The following is an 18,995-nucleotide window of genomic DNA, read 5'->3' as shown; positions in this document are numbered from 1 at the left end:
CGGTTAGGCTGACGGCAGGGATACAAACAATCAAGAACGTCCCGGAGGAAACATGGCCAGTCGTACAGTCACGAGGGCCGACCTCAGCGAGGCTGTGTACCAGCGCGTGGGATTGTCGCGGACCGAGAGCGCGGCACTCGTCGAGACCGTGCTGGATGAGATCACCTCGCGGCTGGAAGCCGGCGAAACCGTGAAGCTGTCCTCGTTCGGATCCTTTATCGTCCGGCCCAAGGGGCAACGCGTGGGCCGCAATCCGAAGAGCGGAGAGGAAGTGCCGATCCCGCCGCGCAAGGTTCTGGTCTTCAAGCCCAGCAACATCCTCAAGGGCCAGATCAATGGCGAGGCTGTGCCGCAGGACGAAGATTGATCCCGCGAGGCGAATCACCCGAATCTAGCGGCATGGACAAAGCTCCCGGCGCATTTCGAACCATCAGCGAAGTTGCGGAAGACCTCGATCTGCCGCAGCACGTGCTGCGCTTCTGGGAAACCCGCTTCCCCAACATCAAGCCGCTGAAGCGCGCCGGTGGCCGCCGCTATTACCGCCCGGACGACGTTCTGCTTCTGCGCGGCATCAAGCACCTGCTCTACGGGCAGGGCTATACGATCCGTGGCGTGCAGCGCATCCTCAAGGAGCAGGGCCTGCGCCATGTCATGACGGCGTGGCAACTTGCGGAGGATGAGGCGCAGCCGCCACCCGCAAGAAGCACGCCCTCGGTTGAGAGCTCGCGTCCGGCGAGGCCCCCGGCCAGCACGCTCGAGGATGATCTCCGGATCGAGCCGCGCTTCTCCGCGGAGGAAGACGACGAGGACGACTTGTCGTTCGAGATGGCAGAGGACGAGCCTGAGTTCGGCGACGATCCGGACACGGCACCCGAGCCTCGAAGCCCTTCGCGCCGCGATGAGCCGGCGCTGACAGGGAGCCGCATTCCAGAGTTTGCCGCAGAGTCGCCAGCTGCGCGTGAACCGGCACCTGAGCCGCGCGCAACCGAGCGGCGCCAGGCGCCGCTTGCGCCGGTCGTGCGGGCGCCGCTGCAGCTTTCGCGCCCTGAGACCGCCCCTGTGGCCCGTCCGGCACCTGCGATTTCCCCGGCCGCGCGGAGGCGGCTGGAAGCCGTGCTTCGCGATCTGCTGGAGTGTCGCCGCGCTCTGGACGTGTAGGGCTGCGGAGGTTCCGACAGCGCGCGGGTGACCGATGGCTAGGCAAGCCCGGACAGTTCGCATGTTGCCGGTGGTTACCGCAGAAGGCTGCAGTGGTGCCAGCCAAGCTCCGCCGCGCATGACCCGCGGGATAAGCGGCGAACGGTTTAACTTCGCCGCTCTATATGTGCACACGCCCCGTCAGGTCCCGCGGATAGCTCTCGCCGCGCGCCATTCCGTTGGTGACGCTGGTGAGCATCATAGATTCCACAACGTCACTCCGGTGAGCGATCCGTACAGCCTCTCGCCGCGAAATCTGCGCTTGGTCGCGGCAGTCGCATCATGTCCACAGTCGTATCTGCGGTCGATGTCGATGTCGGTATCGATGCCCGCGCCCGGATTCCGATCTGCAGGTTGACCTGCCGCAACTAGTGCGGCTGTAGCGGCGAGAGAAGCGAAGCGGAACGCACGCGGCGAACAAAGGACTCCATGCGAGACCGCACGGAGTTTCATCTCGTGTTTCTGCTCTAAGGGAATTTCGGGAGAGGCGGCAGGAAGGCCGCGAAGTCAGCATGGGGAGATTATGAAGCTTCCGGTGCTTGCAGGTGCTGCCGTGCTTCGCTCGTGGCCTTTGCGGCTTCTTGAGCCGAACCGCCAGAAGGCGTCTTCTCTCTCTGCTTTCAGAGGAGAAATTGGTCGGAGCGAGAGGATTTGAACCTCCGACCCCTAGTCCCCCAGACTAGTGCGCTAACCGGGCTGCGCTACGCTCCGACGCGCAAATCTCTAGGAGATGTGGGCGCTTCGGGCAAGGGGAGTCTGCACCGCAATAGGGCTTTCCCGGTCATTGCAGCTCGCCCGGTGGACAACAAAAAACCCCGGCGATCGCTCGCCGGGGTTCTTTTCAGATCCTGATGGGATCAGAAGGTGCGGGCCACGCGGAGCACGCCAGCGAACTGGTCTTCGTCCTCGCCGAGGTCCACACCCTCGATTTCGAGGTTCTGATACTGCAGCGCGAGGCCGAGTTCCAGGTTGCTGACCGGCGACCAGAAGGTGCTGGCTTCGACGAAGAGCACGTTGAAATCAGGAATCGCGGTTGCATCCGAGCGATCGAAGTCCGAGTAGATCACTGAAACGTGCGAGTTAATGCTCTTGTTCCAGAAGTAGGCAACACCGCCGCCAACGGAGAAGGCTTCAACGTTCTCACCATTCTCATCCTGGTCGCGGAGAAGGCCGCCACCGAAGTCCGGATCATTGCGGAAGTTTCCGCTGAAGTCTTCACCGCCGATGTAAGACGTCGCGCCTTCCGTGTAGGCAGCCTGCACCCAAACCTTGCTGCCCTTGGCTTCAGTCGGCAGATTGACGCTCAGGCCAGCCTGAACAGCCCAGCCGATAGAATCTTCGATGCCTTCGAAGCCATCACCCTCGTTGTCCTGAACGGCCGCAGAGATCTTGGCATCGCCCCAAGCCTGCTTCACGACGAGCGAAGCAATGCCGTTCGGCCAAACCTGGTCGAGGTCGGACTCGCCGTCATCAAGGTCAAACGGGCGAGCGCGGAAGTACTTGTCTTCCATGCCGATGTTGAACTCGAAGCCGCCACCCAGGGAAGCGGTGTAGGCAAAGGTGTTGACCTGCTCGTCTGAGAATAGATCGCCGATCGTCTTGTACGGCACGAAGTCGTACAGCGAACGGGAAAGGCGGCCAGCGGTGAAGCCAGCGAACTGCACGAAAGCCTGACGGACGTTTACGGAGCTGGCGCCGTCATCATAGCCACCATTGCTGTCGGAGCGGCCTTCGAATTCGATGAAGCTGCGAAGCGTGCCCCACTCGGTCTCGGAACGGGCGTCGACCTGCAGGCGGCCGCGCACGTCGGTGTAGAAGTCGTCGCCTTCCTCATCATCGGTTGCGCCATCCTCTTCCCACTTGCTGTCCATACGCACCAGACCGCCGATCTTCAGGCAGGTGTCGGTGCCGGGGATGTAGAAGTATCCCTTGCCGTAGGTGTCGCAGACCTTCACGTACTCGACCGGCTCAGCCATCGGCAGGTCGGCAGCGAACGAACCGCTCACAGCAACGCTGGCCAGGCCGGCGCCGATGATGAGGCTCTTGTAATTGATCATTTCTAGTCCCCCAGAACCCGATACCCAGGAAAGGTATCACTCAGTTTTGCCTATTCGCTAGGCTGTTTCGCGCCGCGGCGCGCAGTAGATGTCCAGTGTGTCGGTTCGGCAACGGTGTTGCTGACCAACATCGACGGGTTTGAGGGGTAGACGAGGCGTTTGTCACTTGCATGACAAATCTGCAAAGCTGAAAGCCGCTGGCGAACCACTATGGTTTTGCGGCAACACCTTGGAGAACCAGCTTTTCTGGGTCTGGGTACTCCGCGCCCATCGCCCGTAGCGCTCGATGCCGGCCTGTCGTAGAGCAGCAGCGGCAAGTCCGGGGATAGTCACGTGTGGCGCAACGCAGCATCTGTCGGTGGGCTCACCCTCCTGTCCCGCCTGTTCGGCTTTGTCCGGGACGTTCTGATGGCGGCCTTTCTCGGCGCTGGCCCTGTAGCCGATGCTTTCATGGTGGCCTTTCGCCTGCCCAACCATTTCCGCGCGATCTTTGCCGAAGGGGCATTTAACGCCGCTTTCGTGCCGCGCTACGCGGCGGTGCTCACCACCAACGGGGAAACGGGTGCCCGCGAATTCTCCGGCGCCATCCTGTCGCTGATCGCCATCGTCCAGATTGCCTTGCTGGCCGTCGCCTATCTGGCGATGCCGCTGTTCGTTGGGCTATTGGCGCCCGGTTTCAGGGACGATCCGCAGCAATTCGCGTTGGCGATCGACCTGACGCGCATCACCTTTCCCTATCTCGGCCTGATCTCCGTGGTCACGCTCATGGCGGGCGTGCTCAACGCGCACAACCGGTTCGCCGCGGCTGCCGCGGCACCGGTTCTGCTGAACATCTCGATGATCGCCTCGTTGTTCGCGGCGTCTGCGTTCCCGAGCATCGCGCACGCCCTGGCCTGGGGCGTGGTGGCCTCCGGGGTGGCGCAGATGCTCTATCTGCTGTGGGAACTGTGGCGCAGGGGCCATGCCTTCGCCCTGCGGGTGCCCCGCTGGACCGTGGACATGCGGCGCTTCCTGCGGGCGTTCGGCCCTGCGGTGCTGGGCTCCGCCGGCGTCCAGATCGCCATGTTCGCCGACACCATCATCGCGAGCTTCCTGCCCCCAGGATCGGTGTCCTACCTCTATTACGCCGACCGGCTCTATCAGCTTCCACTCGCCGTCATCGGCATTGCCGTGGGCGTGGTGCTGCTGCCCGACCTCTCGCGCAAGGTGGCCGCCGGCGACGAGCCGGGCGCCCGCACCGGGCTCAATCGTGCACTGGAGGGCATCATCGTCCTCACCCTTCCATGCGTCGTCGTGTTCATGCTCGCGGCGGAACCGGTCATGGCCGCCCTGTTCGGGCGAGGGCAGTTCGATGCGGCGGCCGTTGCCGGTTCTGCCGCCGCATTGCAAGCCTATGGCGTGGGGCTCACGGCCGTCGTTGCGATACGGGCGCTCACTCCGGCATTCCACGCGCGGGGAGATACGGCCACGCCGGTCAAGGCGCTCGCCGTATCGATCGTGATCAACGTCCTGCTGAAGATCCTCCTTGTCGGAACGCTCGCCCATGCCGGTCTGGCGCTGGCCACGGCGTGCGGAGCCTGGGTCAACGCCGTGCTGCTGGCGCTCCTGCTCGGCCGCCGGGGCATGTTCGCCCCGGACCGCAGGATGATCCGCCTTTGTATTCTGGCGCTGGCGGGTGGGTTTGCGATGGCTGCTGTGCTCGAGGCGCTCGTTCCCCATACGCGTCCCCTGATCGCGATGGTGCCGGAGTTCGGCGTGTTGTTCGAGGTGTCGGTGCGCCTTGCTGCAGGCCTCATCGCCTATGTCGCGGTTCTGGCCGGTGGATGGGTGCTGATGCGGCGGGATCCGAGGATCGGTGGAGCGTCTTAGAGCCCGTTAACGAGCCGGCGGTAAGCTGCCGCACGTTCCGGATGCCGCCATGACCGTCGCCAGCTTTGACCAACCAAGGGTCCTCATCCGCCGGGAAAGCCTTGTCCTTGGCCTGCTGGCGCTGACCATGCTCGTTTCGTTCATGGTGTCCATTGAGCCCGCGCCCTATGAGGGCTGCATGCTGCTGCTCGCGGTGGCGCTCCTGATCTCCGGAGCGAAGCTGGACGCCATCCTGCTGCCGCTGCTGGGTTTGATCGCGCTGTGGGCGGCAGCCGGGTCGTTCGCCGTGCTGCAGGTGGCCTTCGATCATTCGGCGGTGATCTACCTCGCCATCACCATCTATCTGGCGCTGAACACGGTCATCTTCGCCTGCCTGCTAGGTGAGAACACGCAGCGCAGGCTGCAGGTGCTGCTGAACTGGTACGTCGTGGCGGCAACGATTTCGGCGGGGCTTGGCACATTGGCCTATTTCGGGGTGCTGCCGGGCGCGGACATGTTTCTTCTCAATGGCCGTGCGTCCGGCGGGTTCAAGGACCCGAACGTGTTCGGCCCGTTCCTGATCCTGCCGCTCCTCCACCTCATCCAGGTCTTCATCTACAAGGGCTTTCGACCTCTTGCGATGGCCGCGCTGGTTATCATCCTGATGGGCCTGTTCTTCAGCTATTCACGCGGGGCCTGGGGCCACTTCGTCGCTTCGTCGCTCGTGATGCTCGGCCTCATGTTCGTGACGAGCCCGACCGCGGCGTTCCGCCTGCGGCTGATCAGTCTCTCCGTGGTGGCCGTGTTCGGCGTGGCCGTGCTGCTCGTGGTCCTGCTCTCAATCCCGTCCATTCAGAACATGTTCGCCGAGCGCGCGAACCTCGTGAACTATTACGATACAGGCGAATATGGCCGGTTCGGCAGCCAGGCTGCCGGGTTCCGGCGCATCTTCGAGTTTCCGGTTGGGCTTGGGCCCAAGCAGTTCTCGGTGATGTTCGGGATGGACCCGCACAATGTCTATCTCGCCTCGCTCTATGCCTATGGCTGGATTGGCGCGCTGGCCTATTACGGCTTCGTCGTCTCGACGGTGGTCGTCGGTCTGCGCGGCGTCTTCATCCGGGCTTCATGGCAACCGGCGCTGATCGCATTTCTGGGAACGTTCGTGGGCGTGGCCGCCGAAGGCTACATCATCGACACCGATCACTGGCGCCACTTCTTCCTGCTGGCCGGCGGCATATGGGGCCTCACCATTGCGTCGCTGAGGAGGCGTGGAAGCACCGTCGCGGCGCGCGCCGCTTAGGCGGGCGGACGCTCAGGTGGGCTGGCGTGTTCCGACCCTCGTGCGGATGGCACGCTTCAGCGGACCCCAGATCGACAGCGGCACCATCAGGGTGATGAGCGTGCGCGCAACGCCGAGATAGCAGCCCGGCGCGAGCGGATCGAAATAGCGCAGCTGCGTCTTCAGCCGTGTCCGGATCTGGCGCTGCCAGTTGTTGAACGTGATGCCGGCTGGATTCAGCAGATAGGTGCTCAGCGGCTCCGGGAGGCAGTCGACACGTCCGCCGCGGGCCACGATGCGGTAGAGGAATTCGTAGTCCTCACCGGCCGGAAAGTCCTCGGAATAGTCGCCGAAGCGCGTCACCACGCTGGAGCGGAAGAAGAACGTGGAGTGCGCGAAGGGCAGATTGTAGCGCACACGCTTGCGGATGACCGCGGGCCCTCCGGTTGTCCCGCGTGTGAAGAGGAAGGCACCGCTCGCGTCGTGGGTGGGCGACATGCCGCCCAGAATGTCCAGTGCGGGATCGCGCTCGAACCTGTCCAGCTGCAGCCGGAACCGCTCCGGAAGGCAAACATCGTCGGCGTCGTTGCAGGCGATGAAGGGATATCCCTCCGCGAGGATGTAGCGGAGACCTTCGTTGCGGGCTCCGGTGACCCCCAGATTTCGTTCGAGCCTCAGCACCCGTATCCGCGGATCCTCCGCCACGATGCTTGAGATCGGCACGCGGGAATGGTCGTCGACGATGACGACGTCGCAGGCTTCCGACTGCGACAGAAGGGAGCGCAGCACCTCCTGAAGCAGGACCGGATCGGGATTGTAGGCGGGCATCAGCACCGCGATGTCGCTGGACCTCATGCGGTGCCCACCCCCTTCGGCGCGCCGGACCTGAGCCTGTAAAACACGCAGGCCGTGAGGATAAGCGCCTCGATGGCCACGCCCGCGGCCTTGGCGATGGCTGCACCGTAAAGCCCCGCATTGAGCGCGCCGAACACGATGGCGAGGGCGGTCGCGCTCTGCGTGGCCAGCAGGACGAGGGCGTTCAGGCGCTCGCCACCCGTGGACTCGAGGATGGACGCCGACATGCCCCCGGCCGTTGCGACGGCGAGGCCGATGAGGAGGATACGGAAGGGCGTGACGCCTTCGGCATAGTCGGCTCCGAACAACTGGATGATGTAGGGCGCCAGCAGATAGCCAAGCACGCCGAGAGCCAAAGCCGTCACCGCCGAGAGGCCATAGACCATCTCGATGCGGGCGCGGAGAGCCTCCGGCTCTGCACCGTAATGCAGCTTCGCAAAAACCGGCGCTGCGATGAGGCGGAGGCCGACGAGGAGCAGGGAGGACATGGCGGCGGTTCTGGCGGCCGCGAAGTAGATCGCGGCGTCCTCGGCACCGAGGGTTGCGCCGACGATGACGGTGTCCACGGTCATCGAGGCCACATAGAGCAGGGAGCCTATGGCCATCCATGTGGAGGCCTTGGCCCAGTTGCCCGTCTCGACCACGGGAAGCACCGGCTTCATGCGCAGTATCAGGCCCCCGATGCGACGCGCCTGCCAGCCCACGAGGACCACAAGCGTCACGGCGAGCAGCAGCAGCACGTTCAGGAGGCTGACTTCGCCATACCGGGCAAGGACGACGACGCCGACGCAGGTGAGGAGCCGCCAGGCAATGTCGCGGGGAACCAGCCCCGCATAGGCATGGCCGAGCGCGCGCAGCACGTTGCACGCGTAGTCCGAGAATGCGTAGACGAGGGTCAGAAGGGCGAAGGCCACCAGCACGCCGCTGACCAGCAGGCTCGACGGCAGGAGCCGCATTTCGTAGGCCCCGCCGAGAACCAGCAGGAAGACGAGGGACGTGCCGGCCAGCACGCGGAGGCCGAACAAGAGCACGCCTTTCTTGCGCGCCTCATCCTTCAGTGCCTCGAACTGCGGGATGCTCTTCAGCACGAAGACCGGCTGTCCGAAGGTCAGGACGGCGGCGGCGAGCGTGGCGGCCGAGAACAGCACCCCGTAGAGGCCGAAGCCATCCACCGTCATCAGGCGGGCCAGCAGGATCAGGAAGAGATAGTTCAGCGCGGCGGATGCGACCTTGACGCCGGAGGTGGCGACGGCCGCGGCAAGCAATGGAATGTCCAGGCGAGAGCGCAGGCCCGCCAGCCGCCCCATGGGAGCCGCGTCCTGCCCCGCCTCAATAGGCATTCTCGGTCCTCAGCAGGGAGATCGGGGTCATTGCCAGGATCCTCAGATCCAGCATCACGGACCAGTTCTCGATGTAGAACAGGTCGTGGGACACGCGCTGCTGGATCTTCTCCTCGGTATCGGTCTCCCCGCGCCAGCCATTGATCTGCGCCCAGCCGGTGATGCCCGGCTTCACGCGATGGCGTGCGAAATATCCGTCCACCACCTGGTCGTAGAGCTGGTTCTGGGCTTTGGCATGCACCGCGTGAGGGCGGGGGCCGACGAGCGAAAGGTCACCCTTCAGCACGACGTTGAACAGTTGCGGCAACTCGTCGAGGCTGGTCTTGCGGATGAAGCGGCCGACCTTGGTGACGCGCGGATCGTCCTTGGTCACGAGCTTGGTGGCCGTTGCGTCGGTCATGTCCGTGTACATCGACCGGAACTTGAAGACCTCGATCAGCTCGTTGTTGAAGCCGTAGCGCTTCTGCCGGAACAGGACCGGACCCTTTGAGTCCATCTTGATGGCAAGGGCCACGCCCGCCATCACCGGCGCGAGGACAACGAGCATGGCAGCGCCGACGAGACGGTCGAACAGCCATTTCAAGACCACGTCCCAATGGGCGATAGGCTTGTCGAAGATGTCGATGACCGGCACGGAGCCGACATAGGAATACGAGCGGGGCCGGAACTGCAGCTTGTTCGTATGCGCTGCCAGCCGGATATCCACCGGCAGTACCTGCAGCTTGCGGAGCATCTGCAGGATGCGGCCTTCCGCCGAGATCGGAAGCGAGAAGATGACCAGGTCGATGCGCGTGCGGCGGGCGAACTCCACGAGATCGTCGACCGTCCCAAGCTTCGGCACGCCGGCCACCATGTCGGGGGAGCGCTCGTCGGTTCGGTCGTCGAAGACCCCGCACAGCTCCACATCGGTCTTGGTGTCGGCCTTGATCCGGCGGACAACGTCCTCGCCCGGAAGGCCGCCGCCGACGATCACCGTGCGACGCAGCAGCCGGCCCGCCCGCGTCCAGTGCTTCACCAGCAAGGCAAGCCCGAACCGCTCGGTTGCGAGCACGACCACCGCAAGGCTCCACCAGCCGAGCAGCCAAGGCAGGATGGGCGCACCCCAACCAAGCAGGAAGAGGCCCGCAAGCACGGCCAGCATGAGGCCCGTCCACGCGGCCACCACGCGCGTGATCTGCTGGAAGCGCTGCCGGAACATCGGGATGGAATAAAGCTGTGCCGCTTCGAACAGCAGAACCGCGACGATGCCGACGAGCAGGATCAGGGCCGCTTCGGGCCATAGCCCGTCGCTATGCTCGGATCCCAGCACAAGCCGTGCGGTGAACCCGGAGACGACCAGCACGGCGGCCTCGGTAATGCGCACCAATCCCGAAACCACGACCGGGGAAAAGGTGGGCTTCACCGGCTGCTCGGCCAGGTCCAGTGCGCGCGGCGGCATGCCTGGGCGCGGCTGGGTCTCAGGTGTTGGTGGCGGTGGTGAGGTGATGTCGTCCACGGTCATGATCGGCCAGCCGCTTTTACGGCGCTTCGATCATGAATGCAGCAGAGGCGTCACGGAAGGCTTAATGGCGGCGCTGCAGATCGGCCCTTGTTGCAAGCGCCCGGCGATACGCATCTTCCACTTCGGAGATCATGCGTGACATGGCGAAATTGCCCCGCACGAAAAGGGCAAGTTCTTCCGCGTTCCGTCGGAGTTCCTGTTCCGGCTGGCGAAGAGCCGCGCGGATGGCGTCGCGAAGGACCGGGGGCTCGCCGGCAGGAATGAGCCGGTCGCTGAACGGTCCGAAGATCTCGGGAATGCCCCCGACATCGGTCGAGATCAGCGGCACCCCCGCGCCGGCAGCCTCGAGCACCACATAAGGCAGGGATTCCTTGCGCGACGGAACGATCATGATGCGGGCGTTCTCGAACCCCTCGCGCACGGGGCCGGCCGGCGCGAAGCGCACTTGCTCCGCGAGGCCGAGCGAGCGAACCCGATCATGCAGCGCCGTCTCATGCGGTCCAGAGCCCTGGATGCGTATTGTGGGCCGCAATCCTTCCTCGGAGAGCATCGCGAGCGCATCGAGAACGGTGTCGACACCTTTTTCGAAGCGCAGCTCGCCCACATACAGCAGGTCCGCCGCATCGGCGCTCCGCGTGACGGGTGCGAACTCGCTTTCGGAAATGCCGTTGTGCACCACGTGGATCGGCACCTCGACCTGGCCGAGCGTCTCGCGCACCTTTCGCGCGATGAAGTGGCTTTCCATCAGCAGGGCGCCGGTGCGGCGGGCGAGAATGCGCTCCGCGGTGGTGTAGACGCGGTGCACAGCGGTGCCCGGGGCATAATGGAAGCTGCCGCCGTGAGGCGTGTAGCAGGTCACCGGCCAGCCGCGTGTGTAGAAGCCCGGCAGGCGCGCAAACGCGCCGCCCTTGGCCCCGTGTCCATGGATCACATCCGGCCGTGCCTCGCGATGGAAGGCCGCCATCATTGTAAGTGCATGCCGATCGTGCAGCGACGGCACGCGCGCCATGGGCATTCGCCGCAAGCCAAGGGCCAGTTCCGGCTCCAGAGCCTCAAGCTTTTCATGGTCGCGCGGATTCCCGGCCACTGAATCGCACAGGATGCCGACCTGATGGCCCGCGTCCACCTGTCCGCGAGCGAGATCCATCACATGGCGGAAAAGCCCTCCCAGCGGTGCGCGGAAGACGTGGATGATCCGGAGCGGCGCGCCGTCGGTCAAAACCAGCGCTCCTGAACGAATATCGTGTCGCCCGGCCGCATAAGCGTCGTGAGCGGCACCTCAATGCGCACCACATCGGCACCGTCGCGGCGGGCAAGCTGAACGGGACCGCGGCGTCCGCGCGGCGTGTAGCCACCGGCAATGGCGACAGCCTGTTCGACGGTCATGCCGGCGATGTAGGCGTACTGCCCCGATTGCGCGACTTCTCCGAAGATGAAGAAGGGACGGTAGGCCTCGATCTCGACGGAGACGTTCGGTTCGCGCAGGAACTGCTTGCGCAGCCTCTGTTCGAGAACAGCTTTCAACTCCTGCGGCGTCTTGCCCTCCGCGGGCACAGTGCCGAGCAGCGGCAGCGTGATCATGCCTGCCGCATCCACGGCGAAGCTGCCGGAGAGATTGGTCTGGTCGAACACCACGATCCGCAGGCGGTCTCCGCTGCCGAGGCGATAGGGAGCATCGGGCAGGGGCGCTGCCATGACGCCGGTCTGCGGCGGCGCACAATTGGCGGCCGAGAGCAGGATCAGGGGCATGATAATGAGCCAGAACGGCAGCCGAGGCATGATGATCCCTGACAAAGGTCCGAGCCGCAGCGTTACTTACTTATGGTTAACAAAACCTTCCCAACCATGTGGTTAATAGCTTTTCAACCTGCTGGTGCGACAGTGCTTCCTGCTTGAAGGATCGCATCGACATGCAGGGCGCCGTTTACGACATGGGCATTGTCCGCGATACGCGATCGCCTGCGGAAATCGACCTAGGCGGGATCGGCCGCGCCTTGTGGCGCCGCAAGCTCCTGATCCTTGGTCCCACGATCCTGGTCGCCATCGGCGCCACGCTCTTTGCCCGCACCCTGGTGCCGCAGTACCGTTCCGAAGCACTCGTGCTCGTGGAGAGCAAGGAGAACGCCTATACGCGGCCGGCAGGGGCGGAACGCGATCCCCAGACCGCAGCCGCCGACGAACTCGCCGTGCAAAGCCAGGTGCAATTGCTGCGTTCGCGCGATCTGGCCCTCTCGGTCGTCGAAGAACTCGATCTGAAGAACGTGCCGGAGTTCGGCGGCTCGTCCGAGATGTCCTCCGTCAAGGCCGTGCTGGTGAAGCTTGGCTTCGCGCCGGATCCGGCCCTCATGACGGATGAGGAGCGGGCGCTCCAGGCCTATTACGATCACCTGACCGTGGCCGCGATCCCGGGCTCGCGGGTGATCTCGACCGTGGTGCTGTCCGCCGACGCGGGACTGGCCGCCCAGATCGCCAACACCGTCACCACACGCTATCTGCAGATGCAGCAGGCGGCCAAGCAGGCGATCAACCAGCAAGCCTCCAACTGGCTCAGCGGCCAGATCGCGGATCTCAGCCGCCGCGTGGCGGAGGCCGAGGCCAAGGTCGAGAACTACCGCACGTCGCAGAACCTGTTCGCCGGTCCAAACAATTCAACGCTGTCCAGCCAGCAGCTCAACGAACTCAGCAGCGAACTTTCACGCGCCGTCGCGCAGCAGACCGAGGCCCAGACCAAGGCCGACGCCATCAAGCAGGCCTTGGCAGCCGGGCGTCGCGTCGAGTTCCTCGATATCGGCAATTCCGAACTGATCCGCCGGCTGGCGGAGCAGCGCGGCAATCTCGCCGCATCCATCGCACGCGAGTCGCGGACCTTCCTGGCGGGGCACCCGCGCATGAAGGAGCTCAACGCGCAGCTGTCCTCCGTCGACACGCAGATTCGCGAGGAAGCCCGAAAGGTGGCGCGCGCCTATGAGAACGAGGCCACTCTGGCGGCTTCGCGCGTCACCAACATCCGCGCAACGCTCGATTCACAGAAAGAGGTGGCGGGCTCGGCCAACGAGCAGGAAGTGCAGCTGCGCGCCCTCGAGCGCGAGGCTCGCGCCCAGCGCGAACTGCTGGAGCAGTTCATGACGCGCTATCGCGACGCCTCGGCCCGCGAACAGGTGGAATCGATCCCGCCGGATTCGCGCATCATCTCGCGCGCTGCCGCCGCCAGCTCGCCATTTTCGCCGAAGCCGCTGCCCATCGTGGCACTCTCCTCCGTTGCGGCCTTCATCCTCCTCGTCGTGCTGTTCACCGTGCTGGAATTCCTCTCGCAGGGTTCGCGCCCGGTGCCTCTGGCTGCCGCGAAGGCGGGTGTGCTGCCGGCCCGGCAGGAGATCGATGCGGACACTCCCATGAAACAGGCGGCTGCCGCCGCAGGAACAACGGCACTGCTCGGCAGCCGCGACATGGCCATGGAAGCCGCGGACATGAAGATCCTCGGGGAACTGGCCACCCATCTGGCGGCCACTCCGCGCGGGCAGGACGCGCTGAACATTCTCACCGTCACGGCCGCACCGGACATCGACGCCGGCGGCATTGCCATGACGCTCGCCCGCTCGCTCGCGGGCCATGGGCGGAAGGCCATCGTAGTGGATGCCGGCGGCGAGAGTGCCCGCTTCCGGGAAGCCATGGGCGACAAGGCCGAAACGGCGGGTCTTGGTGAACTTGTCTCCGGCGAGGCTTCCTTCGTCGATGCCATCCAGCGCGACCGTGCTTCCCACGCGCACATGATCACGCTTGGGCAGCAGGATCCGCTGGAGCCCGCCTCCGCTCAGCGTATCGGCGTGGTGTTCGACGCACTTGGCCTGACCTACGACTTCGTCATCGTGCTGGGACCCTCGATCGGGCGACGGACCGGTTTCGAGGCGCTGGCAAGGCGCACGGGTGCCGCCATCCTGATCGCCGCTGCGGCGGATGACGAGGCCACCACATCCGCACATCAGATGCTCCTGCAGGCGGGCGTCAGCGACGTGGTCGTTCTGGTCGCGGGCGGCACAGGCAAGGGACCGGTGTCGCGGACCACCGAATCCTGATGGAGGACAGCCGCACCCGCCGCCTGCGTCGGACGCTCGACGCGCTGCACCTCCTGCGGCTGGACAGGCTGCTGGGTCGCTGGACAGCGGGCAGGGGGGTGGTCTTCACGCTGCATCACTGCCGTCCGGCCGAACAACGGGCGTTCGCACCCAATCACCTGCTCGGCATCACGCCGGATTTCCTTGATGATGTTCTGGGGCTTCTCCGCGAGCGCGGCATCGACGTGGTCACCCTCGACGAGGCGTTGCGGCGAATCCAGGATCCGGATGCAGGCCGCTTCGCCTGCTTCACCTTCGACGACGGCTACCGTGATGTGCGTGACCATGCCCTTCCGGTGCTGCGGCGACACGGCGCGCCGGCAATGCTCTTCGTCACCTCAGGTTTCGCGGATGGCACAGGCGATCTGTGGTGGCTGCGGCTGGAGCACGCGATCGCCGGCGCGGACAAGGTGCACTTCGCGGGCGATGCGCTGAACACGCGCACCGATGAAGAAAAAGCCGCAGCCTGGGAGCACATCTACTGGACGCTGCGCGGGATGGATGAAGCCACCATGCGGCAGGCCATCGACAGGCTCGAGGAAAGCGCGGGCACGCGGGACGATGGCCTCACTGCCCGGCTTTGCCTCGACTGGGACGAACTGCGCGAAGTCGCTGCCGATCCGCTCGTGACCATCGGCAACCATACCTGCGGTCACTTCATGCTCGCGAAGCTGGGGGAGGACGCCATGCGCCGCGAGATCACTGGCGCGCAGCAGCGCATCCGCAGCGAACTCGGCGTGGAACCGCGCCACATCGCTTTTCCCGTGGGAGACCCGACCTCGGCTGGTGTGCGAGAGTTCAGGACAGCGGAGGAACTAGGCTTCGCGGGCGGCTGGACCACGCGGCTGGGCACCCTGTTCCCGGCGCACGCCGCGCACATGACCGCGTTGCCCCGTGTTTCGCTCAACGGACATTACCAGCAGCGCCGCTACGCCGAGACCTTCATCTCCGGCCTGCCATTCGTGCTGCGCAACCGCCTGCGCGTGCTGGACGTGGCCTAGACCTCCTCGGGCTTCTGCATCCACTTGATGATGATGCCCGCGGGCACGATCCAGCCCATGCCGGCGATCACGTAATACATGAAGTGCCAGAAGCCGCCGGCCTGCTGGATCCGGCCCTGCGCGAGCGCCATGAAGAACAGCGCCCAGCCGAGCACCAGGATGATCAGCAGCACGGTGCCGATGAACTTGCGCACGCGAATCGGCATCATGTCTCCGGGGGGGGTAGGACAAGGAGCGCGTTGCTCCCCGAGGGCAGGGGGCCTATCTCTCGGGCTACGCTGCGAGGATTGCAAGACCATGGCGCCTGCCGACCGTTACCGCCCCGTCCGCATATGGCTGATGTTCGTCGCGCTGATGGTGTGCGTGATGGTGCTGGTGGGCGGCGCGACGCGCCTGACCGAATCAGGCCTGTCCATCACAGAATGGAAGCCGGTGACCGGCGCGCTGCCGCCGATGAGCGACCAGGCCTGGAACGACGAATTCGCCAAGTACCAGCAGATCCCGCAATACCAGCAGATCAACAAGGGCATGAGCCTTGGCGACTTCAAGAAGATCTACTTCTGGGAGTGGCTCCACCGCCTGCTGGGCCGCGTCATCGGCCTCGTCTTCATCGTCCCGCTCGCCGTCTTCTGGTGGCGCGGCAATCTTGACCGCAGCCTCGCGCCTAAGCTGTTCCTGCTCTTCCTGCTCGGCGGCCTTCAGGGGGCGATCGGCTGGTGGATGGTGGCGTCGGGCCTGACGGAGCGCACGTCCGTGGCGCCCTACCGGCTGGCCGTGCACCTGACGCTCGCCTTCTTCCTCTTTGCAGCGATCCTCTGGACGGCTCTGTCGCTGAAGCCGCGCAACCTGCCGGTCCGGCCCGCCATCAAGGCCGCAGCGTGGGGGCTCCTCGTCCTGTCCTTCGTGCAGGTGTTCCTCGGAGCCATCGTGGCGGGGCTCGACGCAGGCCTGTCCTTCACGACCTGGCCGCTGATGGACGGCATGCTCATCCCGTCAGCCGCCAGCCTCTCGCCGCTGGAACCGCTGTGGCGCAACCTGTTCGAGAATCCGATGACGGCGCAGTTCGTGCACCGCATGACGGCTTATCTGCTGCTGGCCGCCGCCGTCGCGAATCTGGTGCTGACGCGCGGAACGCCGGCCTTCCGGCCAAGCGCCGTCCTGCTGCTCACCATCGTCATTCAGGCCGTGATCGGTGTCCTGACGCTCATCCACGTCGTGCCGCTGGGGCTGGCGCTGCTGCACCAGTTCGGCGCGCTGGCGGTCATCGCCCACGCGGCCAGCAATGTGCAGCGGTTCAGCACGCAGGCGCAGGTAGCTGTACCCAGTGCAGTGCTGCAGAGGGCCTGAGGCGCAGGGCTAACCGATGATCAGGCCGCCTTGGCCAGCTGGTCCTGGCTCTGGATCTCGCTGATGAGCGAGGCGATGTTCGCCTCGCTGCGGCGACTGCGCGTGGCGTAGAGATATGCGCAAAGTCCCGTCCAGGCGACGACCTGGATGCCGAAAAAGGCGATCGAGAGATGAAGCGGCAAGGGATCCACGACAGCGTTCCTTGGTGGGTCCGATCAGGTCGGACAACTTATCTTGCGGGTAGGCTCTTAACGCCGAGTGACCTTCGCGACGGATCTATCAAGATATCCGTGTCGCCCGTCATCAGCGGCGCGCCGTCCTTTTGAAGCATCGGGAATCCGGTGAACAGCGGATTGTGCGGCCCGATGATATTCCTCGCCGCACTGTTGCACCTTTACGACCTCAAGCCCGTCTCTCGCCGGCAATCTGGAAGACCCGGGACGTGCTGCGGCCGTCGCGGCCGAGCACCCGGGCCAAAGCGGGCAGGAGGATCCGCAGGTCGCGCTCCAGCGTCCAGGGCGGGTTGACGATCACGAGCCCCGTGCCGTTGAGACGCGACGCATCTTCGGGCCTCTGGATCATGATCTCCGCGCCGAGAATCGACGGCACGTCGAGATTTGCCAGCCGGTGCGTGAAGGCCGCGATCTCACCGGGATCCTTGACCGGATACCAGAGTGCATAGGTCCCGGTGGGCCATTTGCGGTGCGCCGCGTCCAGCGCGGACACCATGCGCAGCAATTCATCCGGCTCTTCGAACGGCGGATCGACGAGAACGAGGCCGCGCCTCTCCTTCGGCGGCACATAGGCGTTGAGCCCGGTCCAGCCGTCGATCTCGACCACGCGCATCCGCTTGTCGCGCGCATAGCGGCGGCCGAGCAGCGCTGCATCCTGCGGATGCAATTCGCACAAGACGAGGCGGTCGTCGGGACGCGCGAGAGCCCGCACGAGCTCGGGCGAGCCGGGATAGTAGCGGAGCCCGCCTTCCGGGTTCAGCCGGTTGACGGCGTCCTGCCAGGGAGCCAGCAAAGCCGCGACCTCCGGCTCGAAGCGCGTGTTCCAGACGCGGGCCACGCCGTCGCGCCACTCGCCCGTCTTCTGCGCCTGTTCGGAGTGCAGATCGTACAGGCCGATGCCGGCATGGGTGTCGATGTAGCGGAAGGGTGCAGCCTTCTGCAGCAGGTGCCGGACGATGAGAGCCAGCACGCTGTGCTTCAGCACATCCGCGAAGTTGCCGGCATGAAAGCCGTGTCGGTAGTTCATCTTACGGGCGGCCGCTGCGGTTCAGCGGGAGGACGACGCGCGTGCCGGCGGCAGCGCCAGCTTGTCGCTGCGGCAGGAGCGGCGGTCCACCTCCGGACAGGAGCGGAAGCCGAAGCCCTTGTTCATGCAGATGCGAACTTCCTGCAGGCGGCGGTCGTTGCAGGTCACGGCGATCATGTCCGCGCCGAGCCCGGGATTGGCCTGCCGGAAAGCGGCCTCAATCTCGCCCGGCGTGGTGGTGCGCCACTCGCCCGATGCTTCATAGGTCGCCGGGATGCTGACGCGGCTGCGCGCTTCGCGTGTTGCGTCGAAGTAAGCAGTCGAGGTCAGGCCGGTGCAGGATCCATGCTTGCGCCATTCGTGGATGACGAGGCCGCGGCTCGGCATGATGTCGAGCATGCGCCCGATCTCCGCCTCCGGCACGCGCGGCGCCTTCCGGTCGCAATATTCGGGGAAGCCGGCTTCATGCTGAGGCCAGAGGCCGTGAACGACGAAGTGGAAGGGGCGCGGCCCGGCGCATTGCGGTCCGTCCTCATCCGCTCGCTTGCTGAGGCAGTAGCTCGGCGACCACGACAGGGACAGCACGTAGAAGTCGAACTTTCCCGGCGTGTTTTCCTGGGCAGACGCGGTCGAGGCGGTGGCGAACAGCGAGGTCAGCAGCAGCAGGAGGGCTGCTGCCGCCCGCGCCATCATCAAGGCTGAGCCATCCGGCAGTTGGGAGCGTAGGAGAGGTTGCGGTCCAGCCCGATCACGCAGAACTCCACGCCGAACTTCACGCCCAGGGTGCCGGTGTCCTTGCCGATGGAATAGAACACGGAGCGGATGGTGCCGTCGGAGACGCGGGTTTCAGCCTGGCAGAATCGGCGCGGGATGAAGGAGGCGCCCCACGGGCGGTAGCCAAGTTCCTCGGCGTTCAGGAACGAGAGCAGGACGAGATCGGATTTCCAATACTCCTTCTCCTTGCTCTCGAATGCGTCGGACATCTCATTGAAGACTTTGGGGCTGAAGCAGTTCGGCAGGTCCGGGTCTTCGACCACAACGCGCTTCTCGATCACCATGGGGCGGGTGAGGTCGGCAGCGATCGCCATCTGCGGAGCGAGCAGGGCCAAGGCGGCGAGCAGGGCCTTCAGGGCGCGCGTCATCATGGATGTGGTCTCTTAGGTTATTCGGCGGGACGATGCGGCGGCGGGCCGTGCCG

Annotated in this window: 18 protein-coding genes and 1 tRNA gene; 7 read left to right on the top strand and 12 right to left on the bottom strand. The window is 65.1% G+C overall.

Annotated elements, in window-relative coordinates; genetic code table 11:
- Positions 1 to 52: 52 nt before the first annotated feature.
- Positions 53 to 367, top strand: coding sequence for an integration host factor subunit alpha (locus SCD90_RS13540; protein WP_319845222.1), 315 nt, complete (start codon positions 53 to 55; stop codon positions 365 to 367).
- A 32-nt stretch (positions 368 to 399) separates the two neighbouring features.
- Positions 400 to 1,158 (top strand): MerR family transcriptional regulator, encoded by a 759-nt coding sequence (locus SCD90_RS13535; protein ID WP_319845221.1) that lies wholly within the window; start codon positions 400 to 402, stop codon positions 1,156 to 1,158.
- Positions 1,159 to 1,830: 672 nt separating this feature from the next.
- Here SCD90_RS13535 and SCD90_RS13530 read toward each other — a convergent pair.
- A tRNA-Pro gene (locus tag SCD90_RS13530) sits at positions 1,831 to 1,908 on the bottom strand.
- A gap of 146 nt (positions 1,909 to 2,054) precedes the next feature.
- Positions 2,055 to 3,254 carry a porin gene (locus SCD90_RS13525; protein ID WP_319845220.1) on the bottom strand — a complete coding sequence of 400 codons (1,200 nt, stop codon included), beginning with the start codon at positions 3,252 to 3,254 and terminating at the stop codon, positions 2,055 to 2,057.
- A gap of 333 nt (positions 3,255 to 3,587) precedes the next feature.
- Here SCD90_RS13525 and murJ point away from each other — a divergent pair, with 333 nt between their 5' ends.
- Together murJ and SCD90_RS13515 are read left to right on the top strand one after the other, a co-directional pair.
- Positions 3,588 to 5,123 carry a murein biosynthesis integral membrane protein MurJ gene (gene murJ / locus SCD90_RS13520; protein WP_319845219.1) on the top strand — a complete coding sequence of 512 codons (1,536 nt, stop codon included), beginning with the start codon at positions 3,588 to 3,590 and terminating at the stop codon, positions 5,121 to 5,123.
- A 49-nt stretch (positions 5,124 to 5,172) separates the two neighbouring features.
- Positions 5,173 to 6,402 (top strand): O-antigen ligase family protein, encoded by a 1,230-nt coding sequence (locus SCD90_RS13515; RefSeq protein WP_319845218.1) that lies wholly within the window; start codon positions 5,173 to 5,175, stop codon positions 6,400 to 6,402.
- A 12-nt stretch (positions 6,403 to 6,414) separates the two neighbouring features.
- On the opposite strand, the gene SCD90_RS13510 is transcribed toward SCD90_RS13515, so the two are convergent.
- The 5 genes from SCD90_RS13510 to SCD90_RS13490 form a co-directional block, all read right to left on the bottom strand.
- Positions 6,415 to 7,236, bottom strand: coding sequence for a glycosyltransferase (locus tag SCD90_RS13510; RefSeq protein ID WP_319845217.1), 822 nt, complete (start codon positions 7,234 to 7,236; stop codon positions 6,415 to 6,417).
- Positions 7,233 to 8,576 (bottom strand): lipopolysaccharide biosynthesis protein, encoded by a 1,344-nt coding sequence (locus tag SCD90_RS13505; protein ID WP_319845216.1) that lies wholly within the window; start codon positions 8,574 to 8,576, stop codon positions 7,233 to 7,235. The genes SCD90_RS13510 and SCD90_RS13505 overlap by 4 nt, the downstream gene beginning before the upstream one ends.
- The gene (locus SCD90_RS13500) at positions 8,566 to 10,077 is read right to left on the bottom strand and encodes an undecaprenyl-phosphate glucose phosphotransferase (protein WP_319845215.1); all 1,512 of its coding nucleotides are present in this window, start codon (positions 10,075 to 10,077) and stop codon (positions 8,566 to 8,568) included. Before SCD90_RS13500 ends, SCD90_RS13505 begins: the two co-directional genes overlap by 11 nt.
- 61 nt (positions 10,078 to 10,138) lie before the next feature.
- Positions 10,139 to 11,296, bottom strand: a complete 1,158-nt coding sequence (locus SCD90_RS13495) for a glycosyltransferase family 4 protein (RefSeq protein WP_319845214.1) — start codon at positions 11,294 to 11,296, stop codon at positions 10,139 to 10,141.
- On the bottom strand, positions 11,293 to 11,856 hold the full coding sequence (locus SCD90_RS13490) for a polysaccharide biosynthesis/export family protein (RefSeq protein WP_319845213.1): 564 nt from the start codon (positions 11,854 to 11,856) through the stop codon (positions 11,293 to 11,295). Before SCD90_RS13490 ends, SCD90_RS13495 begins: the two co-directional genes overlap by 4 nt.
- 131 nt (positions 11,857 to 11,987) lie before the next feature.
- Here SCD90_RS13490 and SCD90_RS13485 point away from each other — a divergent pair, with 131 nt between their 5' ends.
- Together SCD90_RS13485 and SCD90_RS13480 are read left to right on the top strand one after the other, a co-directional pair.
- Complete coding sequence (locus SCD90_RS13485; RefSeq protein ID WP_319845212.1) at positions 11,988 to 14,150, top strand: GumC family protein; 2,163 nt, start codon at positions 11,988 to 11,990, stop codon at positions 14,148 to 14,150.
- Positions 14,150 to 15,190 (top strand): polysaccharide deacetylase family protein, encoded by a 1,041-nt coding sequence (locus SCD90_RS13480; protein ID WP_319845211.1) that lies wholly within the window; start codon positions 14,150 to 14,152, stop codon positions 15,188 to 15,190. The genes SCD90_RS13485 and SCD90_RS13480 overlap by 1 nt, the downstream gene beginning before the upstream one ends.
- On the opposite strand, the gene SCD90_RS13475 is transcribed toward SCD90_RS13480, so the two are convergent.
- Positions 15,187 to 15,399 carry a DUF2842 domain-containing protein gene (locus tag SCD90_RS13475; RefSeq protein WP_319845210.1) on the bottom strand — a complete coding sequence of 71 codons (213 nt, stop codon included), beginning with the start codon at positions 15,397 to 15,399 and terminating at the stop codon, positions 15,187 to 15,189. The two genes, SCD90_RS13480 and SCD90_RS13475, sit on opposite strands and share 4 nt — an antisense overlap.
- Positions 15,400 to 15,487: 88 nt before the next feature.
- Here SCD90_RS13475 and SCD90_RS13470 point away from each other — a divergent pair, with 88 nt between their 5' ends.
- Positions 15,488 to 16,537, top strand: a complete 1,050-nt coding sequence (locus tag SCD90_RS13470; protein ID WP_319845209.1) for a COX15/CtaA family protein — start codon at positions 15,488 to 15,490, stop codon at positions 16,535 to 16,537.
- 20 nt (positions 16,538 to 16,557) lie between these two features.
- Here the strand turns inward: SCD90_RS13470 and SCD90_RS13465 are convergent, their stop codons facing one another.
- From SCD90_RS13465 to SCD90_RS13450, 4 genes are all read right to left on the bottom strand, one after another.
- Positions 16,558 to 16,728: a hypothetical protein gene (locus tag SCD90_RS13465; protein ID WP_319845208.1), complete on the bottom strand. Its 171-nt coding sequence runs from the start codon at positions 16,726 to 16,728 to the stop codon at positions 16,558 to 16,560.
- Positions 16,729 to 16,939: 211 nt separating this feature from the next.
- Positions 16,940 to 17,797: a 23S rRNA (adenine(2030)-N(6))-methyltransferase RlmJ gene (locus SCD90_RS13460; RefSeq protein ID WP_319845207.1), complete on the bottom strand. Its 858-nt coding sequence runs from the start codon at positions 17,795 to 17,797 to the stop codon at positions 16,940 to 16,942.
- Between the two features lie 21 nt (positions 17,798 to 17,818).
- On the bottom strand, positions 17,819 to 18,487 hold the full coding sequence (locus SCD90_RS13455) for a ribonuclease T2 family protein (RefSeq protein WP_425265696.1): 669 nt from the start codon (positions 18,485 to 18,487) through the stop codon (positions 17,819 to 17,821).
- A 2-nt stretch (positions 18,488 to 18,489) separates the two neighbouring features.
- Positions 18,490 to 18,942 carry a hypothetical protein gene (locus tag SCD90_RS13450; protein WP_319845206.1) on the bottom strand — a complete coding sequence of 151 codons (453 nt, stop codon included), beginning with the start codon at positions 18,940 to 18,942 and terminating at the stop codon, positions 18,490 to 18,492.
- Between the last annotated feature and the right edge of the window lie 53 nt (positions 18,943 to 18,995).

Origin of the sequence: Terrihabitans rhizophilus (assembly GCF_033898525.1) — a bacterium.
GTDB lineage: Bacteria > Pseudomonadota > Alphaproteobacteria > Rhizobiales > Methylopilaceae > Flaviflagellibacter > Flaviflagellibacter rhizophilus.
The sequence above is the reverse complement of the archived record's forward strand: the minus strand, read 5'-3'. Positions and strand labels throughout refer to the sequence as shown.

Coding starts and splice junctions, on each gene's coding strand:
- SCD90_RS13540 (WP_319845222.1), top strand. CDS start 53: ATGGCCAGTCGTACAGTCACGAGGGCCGACCTCAGCGAGGCTGTGTAC.
- SCD90_RS13535 (WP_319845221.1), top strand. CDS start 400: ATGGACAAAGCTCCCGGCGCATTTCGAACCATCAGCGAAGTTGCGGAA.
- SCD90_RS13525 (WP_319845220.1), bottom strand. CDS start 3,254: ATGATCAATTACAAGAGCCTCATCATCGGCGCCGGCCTGGCCAGCGTT.
- SCD90_RS13515 (WP_319845218.1), top strand. CDS start 5,173: ATGACCGTCGCCAGCTTTGACCAACCAAGGGTCCTCATCCGCCGGGAA.
- SCD90_RS13510 (WP_319845217.1), bottom strand. CDS start 7,236: ATGAGGTCCAGCGACATCGCGGTGCTGATGCCCGCCTACAATCCCGAT.
- SCD90_RS13505 (WP_319845216.1), bottom strand. CDS start 8,576: ATGCCTATTGAGGCGGGGCAGGACGCGGCTCCCATGGGGCGGCTGGCG.
- SCD90_RS13500 (WP_319845215.1), bottom strand. CDS start 10,077: ATGACCGTGGACGACATCACCTCACCACCGCCACCAACACCTGAGACC.
- SCD90_RS13490 (WP_319845213.1), bottom strand. CDS start 11,856: ATGCCTCGGCTGCCGTTCTGGCTCATTATCATGCCCCTGATCCTGCTC.
- SCD90_RS13485 (WP_319845212.1), top strand. CDS start 11,988: ATGCAGGGCGCCGTTTACGACATGGGCATTGTCCGCGATACGCGATCG.
- SCD90_RS13480 (WP_319845211.1), top strand. CDS start 14,150: ATGGAGGACAGCCGCACCCGCCGCCTGCGTCGGACGCTCGACGCGCTG.
- SCD90_RS13475 (WP_319845210.1), bottom strand. CDS start 15,399: ATGATGCCGATTCGCGTGCGCAAGTTCATCGGCACCGTGCTGCTGATC.
- SCD90_RS13470 (WP_319845209.1), top strand. CDS start 15,488: ATGGCGCCTGCCGACCGTTACCGCCCCGTCCGCATATGGCTGATGTTC.
- SCD90_RS13460 (WP_319845207.1), bottom strand. CDS start 17,797: ATGAACTACCGACACGGCTTTCATGCCGGCAACTTCGCGGATGTGCTG.
- SCD90_RS13455 (WP_425265696.1), bottom strand. CDS start 18,487: ATGGCGCGGGCGGCAGCAGCCCTCCTGCTGCTGCTGACCTCGCTGTTC.
- SCD90_RS13450 (WP_319845206.1), bottom strand. CDS start 18,942: ATGATGACGCGCGCCCTGAAGGCCCTGCTCGCCGCCTTGGCCCTGCTC.